11 protein-coding genes are annotated in these 10611 nt (G+C 40.3%); all 11 read left to right on the top strand.

Annotation, left to right across the window (positions count from 1 at the left end; all coding sequences use genetic code 11):
* Positions 1–1116, top strand: a complete 1116-nt coding sequence (gene pglA / locus CYO89_RS01790; RefSeq protein ID WP_103596921.1) for a N,N'-diacetylbacillosaminyl-diphospho-undecaprenol alpha-1,3-N-acetylgalactosaminyltransferase — start codon at positions 1–3, stop codon at positions 1114–1116.
* The gene (gene pglC, locus CYO89_RS01785; protein ID WP_103596920.1) at positions 1109–1714 is read left to right on the top strand and encodes an undecaprenyl phosphate N,N'-diacetylbacillosamine 1-phosphate transferase; all 606 of its coding nucleotides are present in this window, start codon (positions 1109–1111) and stop codon (positions 1712–1714) included. Before pglA ends, pglC begins: the two co-directional genes overlap by 8 nt.
* Complete coding sequence (gene pglD, locus CYO89_RS01780) at positions 1701–2291, top strand: UDP-N-acetylbacillosamine N-acetyltransferase (protein ID WP_103596919.1); 591 nt, start codon at positions 1701–1703, stop codon at positions 2289–2291. Before pglC ends, pglD begins: the two co-directional genes overlap by 14 nt.
* Positions 2292–2340: 49 nt before the next feature.
* On the top strand, positions 2341–3432 hold the full coding sequence (pglE, locus tag CYO89_RS01775; protein ID WP_103596918.1) for a UDP-N-acetylbacillosamine transaminase: 1092 nt from the start codon (positions 2341–2343) through the stop codon (positions 3430–3432).
* Positions 3433–5214: a UDP-N-acetylglucosamine 4,6-dehydratase (configuration-retaining) gene (pglF, locus tag CYO89_RS01770; RefSeq protein WP_012140180.1), complete on the top strand. Its 1782-nt coding sequence runs from the start codon at positions 3433–3435 to the stop codon at positions 5212–5214.
* Positions 5215–5216: 2 nt separating this feature from the next.
* On the top strand, positions 5217–6113 hold the full coding sequence (locus CYO89_RS01765) for a PDC sensor domain-containing protein (RefSeq protein WP_103596917.1): 897 nt from the start codon (positions 5217–5219) through the stop codon (positions 6111–6113).
* Positions 6110–6721 carry an imidazole glycerol phosphate synthase subunit HisH gene (hisH, locus tag CYO89_RS01760; protein ID WP_103596916.1) on the top strand — a complete coding sequence of 204 codons (612 nt, stop codon included), beginning with the start codon at positions 6110–6112 and terminating at the stop codon, positions 6719–6721. Before CYO89_RS01765 ends, hisH begins: the two co-directional genes overlap by 4 nt.
* Positions 6721–7431 (top strand): 1-(5-phosphoribosyl)-5-[(5-phosphoribosylamino)methylideneamino]imidazole-4-carboxamide isomerase, encoded by a 711-nt coding sequence (hisA, locus tag CYO89_RS01755; RefSeq protein WP_103596915.1) that lies wholly within the window; start codon positions 6721–6723, stop codon positions 7429–7431. The genes hisH and hisA overlap by 1 nt, the downstream gene beginning before the upstream one ends.
* A 63-nt stretch (positions 7432–7494) precedes the next feature.
* Entirely contained in the window at positions 7495–7860 is a 366-nt protein-coding gene (locus CYO89_RS01750; RefSeq protein ID WP_002939933.1) for a chemotaxis response regulator CheY, read from the top strand.
* On the top strand, positions 7860–8693 hold the full coding sequence (locus CYO89_RS01745) for a 50S ribosomal protein L11 methyltransferase (RefSeq protein ID WP_103596914.1): 834 nt from the start codon (positions 7860–7862) through the stop codon (positions 8691–8693). The genes CYO89_RS01750 and CYO89_RS01745 overlap by 1 nt, the downstream gene beginning before the upstream one ends.
* Positions 8686–10611, top strand: coding sequence for an ATP-dependent zinc metalloprotease FtsH (ftsH, locus tag CYO89_RS01740; RefSeq protein WP_103596913.1), 1926 nt, complete (start codon positions 8686–8688; stop codon positions 10609–10611). The genes CYO89_RS01745 and ftsH overlap by 8 nt, the downstream gene beginning before the upstream one ends.

Raw genomic sequence — 10611 nt, 5'->3', positions numbered from 1 at the left:
ATGGCAAGGATAGGATTTTTAAGCCACGCTGATATGAGCATACACTTTTTTAGACGCCCTATAATGCAGGCTTTAAAAGATATGGGGCATGAGGTTTTTGCTATCGCTCCAAAAGGAAATTTCACTAATGAGCTTGCTAAAAGCTTTCACACCGTCACCTACGAGCTTGATAAGGCGAGCCTAAATCCGCTAACCGTGATAAATAACTCAAAAAAACTATCTCAAATTTTAGGAGAGCTAAATTTAGACCTGCTTCAAACTGGCGCTCACAAGTCAAATGTCTTTGGCACATTTGCCGCTAAAAACGCTGGCATAAAGCACGTGATAAATTTGGTTGAAGGCCTTGGTAGCTTTTATATCGATGATGATCTTAAGACAAAGGCCGTGCGTTTTGTCATGGAGAGTCTTTATAAGCTATCCTTTGCAAAAGCTGATGCTTGCATCTTCGTAAATGACGCAGATCCAGACTATCTGATCTCAAGAAATTTGATAGATAAAAGCAAGGTGTACCGCATAAAAAGTGTCGGCGTCGATACTGCTAAATTTGACCCAGCTATCACGCAGGCAGCGGACTTGGGTGAAAAAAAGGTTATTTTAATGATAGCAAGAGCCATGTGGCACAAGGGCGTTCGTGAATTTTACGAGGCAGCAGAAATTTTAAATGGCTATAAAAACTGCGAATTTGTCTTTGTGGGCGAGGGCTTTGCTGGTAATAAATCAACCGCAGACGAGAGCTTTTTAAAAGGTGGCAAGGTGCGATATCTTGGCGCTAGAAACGATATACCACAGCTTTTAAAAGCTTCTTACTTGCTGGCTTTGCCAAGCTACAAAGAGGGTTTTCCTAGAACGGTTTTAGAGGCGATGAGCATGGCTAAAGCAGTCGTTGCAAGTGACGTGACAGGCTGTAATGAAGCTGTAAAAGAGGGCTACAACGGACTATTATGTAAGGTAAAAGACGCAAGTGATCTTGCTGGTAAGATAAAAATTTTACTTGATGATGAGGAGCTTTGCGCTAAGCTTGGAGCAAATGGCAGGGACTGGGCAGTTAGTGAGTTTGACGAGAAGCAAATCGCGAAAAGATATATAGAAATTTATAGGAAATTTATAGATGTATAGAAATTTTTTAAAGAGGGTGATTGATATTTTGGGAGCTTTGTTTTTGCTCATTTTAACATCGCCCATCATAATAGCAACGGCGATTTTTATCTATTTTAAGGTTAGTCGTGACGTCATTTTTACGCAAGCAAGGCCAGGGCTAAATGAGAAAATTTTTAAAATTTATAAATTTAAGACGATGAGCGACGAGCGTGACGCAAATGGCGAGCTCTTGCCAGATGAACAGCGTCTTGGTAGATTTGGCAAGCTGATCCGCTCACTTAGCCTTGATGAGCTACCACAGCTATTTAACGTGCTAAAAGGCGACATGAGCTTCATTGGACCAAGACCGCTTTTGGTTGAGTATCTACCCATTTATAACGAAACGCAAAAGCATCGCCACGACGTGCGCCCTGGTATCACAGGCCTAGCGCAGGTAAATGGCAGAAACGCCATAAGCTGGGAGAAAAAATTTGAATACGACGTATATTACGCTCAAAATTTAAGCTTTATGCTTGACGTAAAGATCGCCTTGCAGACCATCGAAAAGGTGCTAAAACGAAGTGGTGTAAGCAAAGAGGGGCAGGCGACGACGGAGAAATTTAATGGCAAAAACTAAGAAAATTTACATCTACGGAGCAAGTGGGCATGGCCTTGTGATCGCTGACATCGCTAGAAATAATGGCTATGATGAGATAGTTTTTTTAGATGATGCTAGCGAGCGTAAATTTAGCCCAGAGCTTGAAAAAGCTGACATCATAATAGCCATCGGACAAAATAAAACTAGAGAGATGATAAGCAAAAGAGTCGAAGCTGCTGGCTTTGAGATAGTAAATTTGATCCATAAAAGCGCTGTTGTGAGCCAGAGTGCTGTAATAGAAAAAGGCGTAGTGGTCATGCCAAATGCCGTGATAAACGCAAAAGCCCATATAAAAGAGGGCGCCATCATAAATTCTGGTGCAGTGATAGAGCATGAGTGCATGATAGGCAAATTTGCTCACATCAGCCCAAATGCAGCCCTTGCTGGAAACGTTAGCGTGGGAGAATTTACACATGTTGGCATTGGCTCAAGCGTCATTCAAGGCATAAGCATCGGCAAAAACTGCATTATTGGTGCTGGAAGCGTAGTAGTTAGAGATATAAAGGACGGCATAAAGGCGTATGGCGTGCCTGCATGCGAGCGTGCTAAGATATAAATTTAAAAATAAGTGCTAAAATCGCCAAAAAATCACGAAAGGTATGAAAATGGATAGGGTTTTTTTATCTCCACCAAATATGAGTGGAAAAGAGCAGGAATATATAAAAAAAGTTTTTGAAAGCAACTACATAGCGCCACTTGGCGAATATGTCAATAAATTTGAAGATAGCATAAAAGCTTACACTGGCGCTAAAGATGCGCTTGCACTATGCGCTGGAACTGCGGCACTTCACCTAGCGCTTCGCGTCCTTGGCGTGAAAGAGGGCGATTTCGTGCTAGCTTCTAGCTTTACTTTCATGGCTTCAGTCTCGCCGATACTTTATGAAAAAGCAACTCCAGTCTTTATAGATAGCGACGAGAGCTGGAATTTAAGCCCAGAACTACTAAAAAAAGCGATCTCAAATTTACCTAAAAAGCCAAAAGCACTAGTCGTCACTCATCTTTACGGACAAGCTTCAAAGATGAAAGAAATTTGCGAGATTTGCCAAAATGAAGGCATCGCTTTGGTTGAAGATGCAGCTGAAGCGCTTGGTGGATTTTACGCTGGCAAGGCACTTGGCACATTTGGCGTGATGGGTGGATATAGTTTTAATGGTAACAAGATCATCACCACTTCAGGTGGCGGCATGCTAGTTGGAGATAGTGAATTTGTAGAAAAAGCTAGATTTTACAGCACGCAAGCAAGAGAGCCGCTGCTTCACTACGAGCATAAAGACTACGGCTACAACTACCGCTTAAGCAACGTCCTAGGCGCTATTGGCGTGGCTCAGATGGAGGTTTTAGAAAAGAGAGTCGAGCAAAAGAGAAAAGTCTTTGAAATTTATGAAAAAGAGCTTGGCGATATTTTAGAATTTATGCCAGAGTTGCCAAATTCTCGTGGCAACAGATGGCTCACAACTGGCGTTTTTGCTAAAAAAGATGCACATTTAAAAGTTATAAAAGCACTAGCTGATGCAAACATCGAGAGTCGCCCACTTTGGAAGCCTATGCACTTACAGCCAGTATTTAAAGGCGCGCTAAGCTTTGTTGATGGATATAGCGAAGATCTATTTTCAAGAGGAATTTGCTTGCCAAGTGGCAGCGATATGAGCGAGCAGACACAAGAAAGAGTGATAAAAATAGTCAAGGAAAATGCGTAAATGTTTCATGCAACGAAGTTAAAAAGGCTCGTATTTTTCCTTCTTGGTGATGTTTTTATATTTGTTTTTTCGATATATGCAGCTTATCTTTTAAGATTTAACGCTGACATCCCAGATATCTACGTGCAAGGACTTTTTGTAACTGCTGGATTTTTGATCGTATTTAAGCTCTTTTTCATGTGGATGTTTAAAATTTACAAGGTGCCATGGAGATTTTTTGGCTTAAATGAAGCACGTAAAATTTTCCTAGCTCACGTTTGTGCGGCGATCTTATTTACGATCGTATTTTTCATCATACAAGATTTTTTAAATCCTTACCCAAGAAGCGTCATCTTTATCGATCTTCTTATCTCATGCCTACTCATCGGACTTTTGAGAATTTCAAAGCGTATGGTGCTTGACTTTTCAAATAGACCTCACAAAGGCGAGCCTTGTATCGTTATAGGCGCAACCTCAAAGGCACTTCACGTCTTACGTGGCTTAAAGCAGGGCTATCTTGACTACTACGCAGTTGGCGTGGTAGATGGCAGAAGCGACCTTGTTGGCACATATTGTGATGGATTTTTAGTTCAAGATAAAAAAGATATACCAAGCCTTATAAAAGACTACGACGCAAAGACTGCTATCATCGCACTAGCACTTGATCAAGACGAGCTTCAAGCTTTAGTTGATGAGCTAACTGGATATGGCATAAGAGATATGAAGCTCTTTTCGCTTATCGAAAATGAGCCGATCAAAGATATCTCGATCGAAGATTTGCTCGCTAGAAAGCCAAAAGACCTTAATCCAGAAGCCATTTCAAATTTCTTAAAAGATAAAAAAGTGCTTGTCACTGGAGCTGGCGGAAGTATAGGAAGCGAAATTTGTAAGCAGTGCTTGAAATATGGCGTAAGCGAGCTTATAATGGTCGAGCACAGCGAGTTTAACCTTTATAAAATAGGCGAAGATACAAGAGATAAAAGAACTGTTAGCAAGCTTGTAAATATCACAAATTTAAAAGATTTTGAAGAGGTTTTTGAAGAATTTAGACCAGAGATCGTCATCCACGCTGCAGCCTACAAACACGTGCCACTTTGCGAGCTAAATCCTCGCTCAGCAGTTGAAAATAACATCCTTGGCACAAAAAATGCAGTCGATCTTTCTAAAAAATATGGTGCTAAGAAATTTGTCATGATCTCTTCAGACAAGGCTGTGCGCCCAACAAATATCATGGGCACAACTAAGCGTGTTTGCGAGCTTTACGCACTAAATTCAAACGAAGCAGGTGTGTGCGAGATAGTTTGCGTGCGCTTTGGTAACGTCCTTGGCTCAAGTGGCTCAGTCATACCTAAATTTAAGGCGCAGATCGCTGCAAATAAGCCACTAAGCGTCACGCACCCAGAGATCACAAGGTACTTTATGCTTACATCTGAAGCGTGCCAGCTAGTCCTTCAAGCAGCCTCTATCGCAAAAGGTGGAGAGCTTTTCGTGCTTGATATGGGCGAGCCAGTTAAGATTGTTGATCTTGCTAAAAAGATGCTTCTGCTTTCAAATAAAGAGCATTTAGGTATCGAATTTGTAGGGCTTAGACCTGGCGAGAAGCTTTATGAAGAGCTACTTATCAACAAAGATGACGTTCAAACTAAGTATGAGTCGATCTTCGTGACACATTCACAGCCATACGATCTAACCCTTTTAAATTCACAGATAAATGGACTTTTGCAGCTTGAAGATGACGAGGTAGCACCTGCTCTTAAGGTGATCGTGCCAGAGTTTAACCATGCATTAAATTTAAAAGGCTAGTTTTGGTTATAAAAGATATTAAGAGATTTAGTGACACGAGATACAAGGCAAGGGCGTATATCTGCTATTTATTTAGTAGAAATTTGCCAAACAGACTACCTGGAGTGTGCTTAGAAAACATAAAAGCTGGCTTTGATAAGATCAGCCACGAGATAGAAAATTTTGACGCACTATATATTTTAGACGAAAATGGCATACAGATCGAAGACTCGATCAGCCTAAACGAAAAGTATAAAATTCCAAAAGGCGAAAACCGGGCAAATAAAGCCTACTACTACACCGCTGTGCGCGAGAAAAGGTGCATTTTAAGTGATCCATATCCATCAAGTCTAAATGGAGGTTTGTGCGTCACAGCAAGCGTGCCTATCTATAATGAAAAAAATGAGCTTAAATTTATCGCTTGCATCGATATAAGCCTAGAAAATATCCTAAATATGGTCGATAGCGGCTTTGTCGAGGAGCATTTTGGTAGATTTTTAAAGACAGTTTATGCGCTCTTTTGTGCATCGCTTTTTATGATCTGTGCATTTTTATTTTGGCACGGTGTAAAGAGCTTTATCTCAAAGAGCATCGAGCATATAAATGTCGAAGAAATTTTTGAATCAACCATCATTTTAACGCTGGCTCTTGCCATTTTTGACCTTGTTAAGACGATATTTGAAGAAGAGGTTTTAGGCAAAAATCATGAAGAAAATAGCGTTATTTATAAGACGATGGTTAGATTTATCGGCTCTATCATCATCGCACTTGCGATCGAAGCGCTCATGCTAGTCTTTAAATTTGCCATAACTGCACCTGAAAATATCATAAACGCTATCTATCTAATAGGCGGTGTGGCGATGCTTATGGCAGCACTTAGCTTTTATCTCTTTAGCGTAAAAAGACAAGAGAACAAATGATCGCTATTATTGATTATGGTGCTGGAAACATCAAAAGCGTGATAAATGCTTTTAAATTTCTTGGCCATGAGTGTGTTTTACTAAGTGAGCCTGGGAGCCTAAAAGAGCACTCTCACATCGTTTTACCAGGTGTTGGGGCATTTGGTGAGGCGATGAAAAAGCTTAAGATTAACGGCATGGATGAAGCGATAAAAGAGGCTGTAAAAAGTGGAAAAGCCTTTATAGGAATTTGCCTTGGTATGCAGCTTTTGTTTGAAAAAAGCTTTGAATTTGGCGAGCATGAAGGGCTTTCTCTTTTGCCAGGAGAGGTTGTTAAATTTGATGAAGCTAAATTTGATAAACCGCTAAAGATCCCACACGTTGGCTGGAACACACTCGAGTTTAAACAAAATAGCCCTTTAAGATTAGGACTAAAAGAGCTTGAGTATTTATACTTTGTGCATAGCTACCACGTGGTTTGTGATGATAAATTTGCGCTTGCAAAGACAACTTATGGATATGAATTTACAAGTGCGGTGCAGCATGAAAATCTCTTTGGTTTTCAGCCTCATCCAGAAAAAAGTCATGAGGTTGGGCTTAAAATTTTAGAAAATTTTGCGAGGTTGTGATGGAAATTTTCCCAGCGATAGATCTAAAAGAGGGGCAAGCAGTTAGGCTTAGCAAAGGGCTCATGCAAAGCGCTAAAATTTATAGCAGTGAGCCAAGTGAGCTTGCTAAGAGGTTTGAAGATTACGGCGCAAAATGGCTGCATGTGGTCGATCTTGACGGAGCGTTTGCAGGAGAAGCCATAAATTTTAACACGATAGAAAAGATAGTGAAAGCTACAAATTTAAAGGTGCAAGTGGGCGGCGGCATAAGAGATGAAGAGCGAATAAAGCGCTATTTGGACCTTGGAGTTAGCAGGGTGATCCTTGGCTCAGTTGCGCTTCGTGATCCAGAATTTACAGCAAAAATGGCTGGAATTTACAGGGTCGTAGTTGGTATAGATGCCAAAGATGGCTATGTGGCGGTGCAAGGCTGGGGCGAGGTTTCAAACATAAAAGCGGTCGATCTTGCAAAAAAATTTGCAGAAGTGGGTGTAGAAGCTGTGATTTGCACCGATATTAACAAAGACGGAATGCTTGGCGGAGTTAATGTTGATTTTAGCTTGCAAATAGCTAGAAGCAGCAAGCTTGAGACCATAGCAAGTGGCGGTGTGAGCGATATAAACGACATTTTAGCGCTAAAAGAGACAAATGAGATTGGCGGCGTGATCGTTGGTAAAGCTTACTATGAGGGACGACTTGATTTGAAAGATGCTTTCAAACAAGTTGGCTAGCGTTAAAGCTTTTATAAATTTTAATTAGCTAGAATAGGGCAATTTTTACTAAAAGGATATTATGTGAAGATTTTGGTTGTAGATGACAGCTCAACAATGAGAAGGATCATAAAAAATACTTTGCAAAGGTTAGGACATCAAGAAATTCTCGAGGCTGAGCACGGGCTTGAAGCTTGGAATATCTTGACACAAAACGAGGGTATTGAGGTTCTTATTACTGACTGGAACATGCCTGAGATGAATGGTCTTGAGCTTGTTAAAAAGGTAAGAGCTGAGCAAAAATATGTTGATATGCCTATCATAATGGTAACAACAGAGGGCGGAAAAGCCGAGGTTATAACAGCTTTAAAAGCAGGTGTTAATAACTACATCGTTAAACCTTTTACGCCACAAGTTTTAAAAGAGAAGCTTGAAGACGTTCTTGGTTAATGAAAGATAAATTTTACGAATTAAGCATCAAAACATCAAATTTTTATGATGAAATTTTAGAGTTAGTTTTTTCTTTTGGGGTCACCTGTGTAGAAGAGCTAGACCATGAGATCATCATCAGGGAAGAGTATGATCTAAAAGATATAGCTTGGGGTGTCGAAGAGTATGCAAAAGGGCTCTCTAGCGTTCGTAAAATTTCAAATGATTTAAAAATTTCTCTTAATTTAAAAGAAAATAAAGACTGGCTAGGCGAATATAAAAAGGCAGTTAAGCCTATTTTGGTTGATAAAATTTATATTAGACCTAGCTGGGAAGAGCCACTTAATGGCGTAAAAAATATCATAATCGACCCAGCTCTAGCCTTTGGCTCAGGGCACCACGAAAGCACAAATTCTTGCTTGCAACTTTTACAAAAATATGCAAAAAGTGGCAATACCGCTTTAGATGTGGGATGTGGAAGCGGGATATTAAGCATAGCTTTAGCAAAGCTTGGCTGCAAGGTCGATGCCTGCGATACAGACGAGCAGGCCACGCAAAGCTCACTAAGTAACGCCCAGCTAAATGAGGTTAAATTTAATAAAATTTGGACAGGTTCTATTACAAATTTAGAGCAAAAATATGATATCGTCGTAGCAAATATCATTGCTGATGTCATTTTTATGCTCTCAAATGACTTGAAAAAATCGCTTAAAAAAGGCGGCTATTTAGTATTGTCTGGAATTTTGAACAAATACGAAGATAGGATTAAAGACACGTTTAAGGATTTGGAGCTAGTTGAGATAAAACAGGCTAATGATTGGGTTAGCTTTGTTTATAAGGAAATGGATGAATAATCAAAATAATAACCAAAATAATGGCGATAATAACGGGTTTTTTAACAAAAATCCCATCTTTATCTTTGCTATTTTTGCGATAGTTATAGTTCTAGCTTTTAGAAGCTTTAGTGGCGACGGACTAGGCGGTACTTTTGGGCTTGGCAGCAACGCTCAAAGCAAGATGGTGGCCTACTCCGAATTTAAAGATATGCTAAAAAATAAGCAACTAAATGAGGTTGCGATATCTGAAACCACGATAAAAGGCGTTGGTAATGACAAAACCATCTACCTCGCAAAGCGCATAAATGATCCAACGCTCATTGGTATACTTGAGCAAAACGGTATAACTTACAGTGTTTATAGCGAAAATAACTGGTTTGGTGATCTTATATTTTCATGGATTATACCGGTATTTATATTTTTTGCTATTTGGATGTTTATCGCTAGTCGTATGCAAAAGAATATCGGCGGTGGCATACTTGGCATAGGAAGTGCAAAAAAGCTTATAAATTCTGAAAAACCAAAAGTTAAATTTGACGATGTTGCAGGCGTTGAAGAGGCAAAAGAAGAGGTTCAGGAGATAGTTGACTATCTAAAAAGCCCAGATAAATACCTAAGACTTGGCGCAAAAATCCCAAAAGGAATTTTACTAGTTGGCCCTCCAGGCACTGGTAAAACACTTCTTGCAAGGGCAGTTGCAGGCGAGGCTAGCGTGCCATTTTTCTCTATGTCAGCGTCAAGCTTTATCGAGATGTTTGTTGGTGTTGGTGCGAGCAGGGTTAGAGACCTTTTTGAAAATGCAAAAAAAGAGGCTCCGGCGATTGTATTTATAGATGAGATCGACGCTATCGGTAAGAGTAGAAATTCTGGCCCAATGGGTGGAAACGATGAGAGAGAACAAACTTTAAATCAGCTTCTTTCTGAGATGGACGGCTTTGATGCGGATAAGTCGCCAGTCATAGTTATAGCTGCTACAAACAGGCCTGAGGTTTTGGACGCTGCGCTTTTAAGGCCAGGTAGATTTGACAGGCAAGTGCTTGTTGATAAGCCTGATTTTAAGGGACGTTGCGACATCTTAAAAGTCCATATGAAAGATGTGAAAATCGGCAAAGATGTAAATATTGAGGATATCGCAAGGCTTACTACTGGTTTGGCAGGTGCTGATCTTGAAAATATCATAAATGAGGCCGCACTTCTTGCAGGACGTAAGTCAAAGACTTTTGTCGAGCAGGCTGATCTAGTGGAGGCTGTCGAGAGATCGATAGCTGGTTTAGAGAAAAAATCACGCCGCGTAAATCCAAAAGAGAAAAAGATAGTCACTTACCATGAAAGCGGTCATGCCTTGATAGCTGAGCTAACAAAAGGTGCAAAAAGAGTGACAAAAGTCTCAGTCGTGCCACGCGGTCTTGCGGCGCTTGGCTATACGTTAAATACACCTGAAGAGAATAAATTTATGATGCAAAAGCATGAACTGCTTGCAGAAGTCGATGTGCTTTTGGCTGGTAGGGCTGCTGAAGAGGTCTTTATAAAAGAGATATCAACTGGAGCTAGCAACGATCTAGAGCGTGCGACTGATATCATAAAAGCTATGGTTAGCATGTATGGTATGAGTGATGTTGCTGGTCTTATGGTACTTGAAAAGCAACGCGCAACATTTTTAAATGGTGGACAAAGCATAAAAGACTATAGCGACAAGATGGCTGAAAAGGTCGATGAGTTTGTAAAAACGCTTCTTCATGAGAGATATACAGCTGTGCTTGGTCTTCTTGAAATTTATAAAGGCGCCATTGAAAACATGGTTTCAGCGCTTTATGAAGAAGAGACTATCGAGGGAAAAAGAGTTAGAGAGATCATCAAAAACTACGAAGAAGAAAATGGTCTTGAAAGTAGGCTTGTAGAGCTTGAAGAAGAGGAAAAAGGCAAAAAAGAGGAATAA

This window comes from Campylobacter concisus (genome assembly GCF_002913765.1).
Classification (GTDB): domain Bacteria; phylum Campylobacterota; class Campylobacteria; order Campylobacterales; family Campylobacteraceae; genus Campylobacter_A; species Campylobacter_A concisus_BB.
This window is presented reverse-complemented; position numbering and strand designations above follow the sequence as displayed.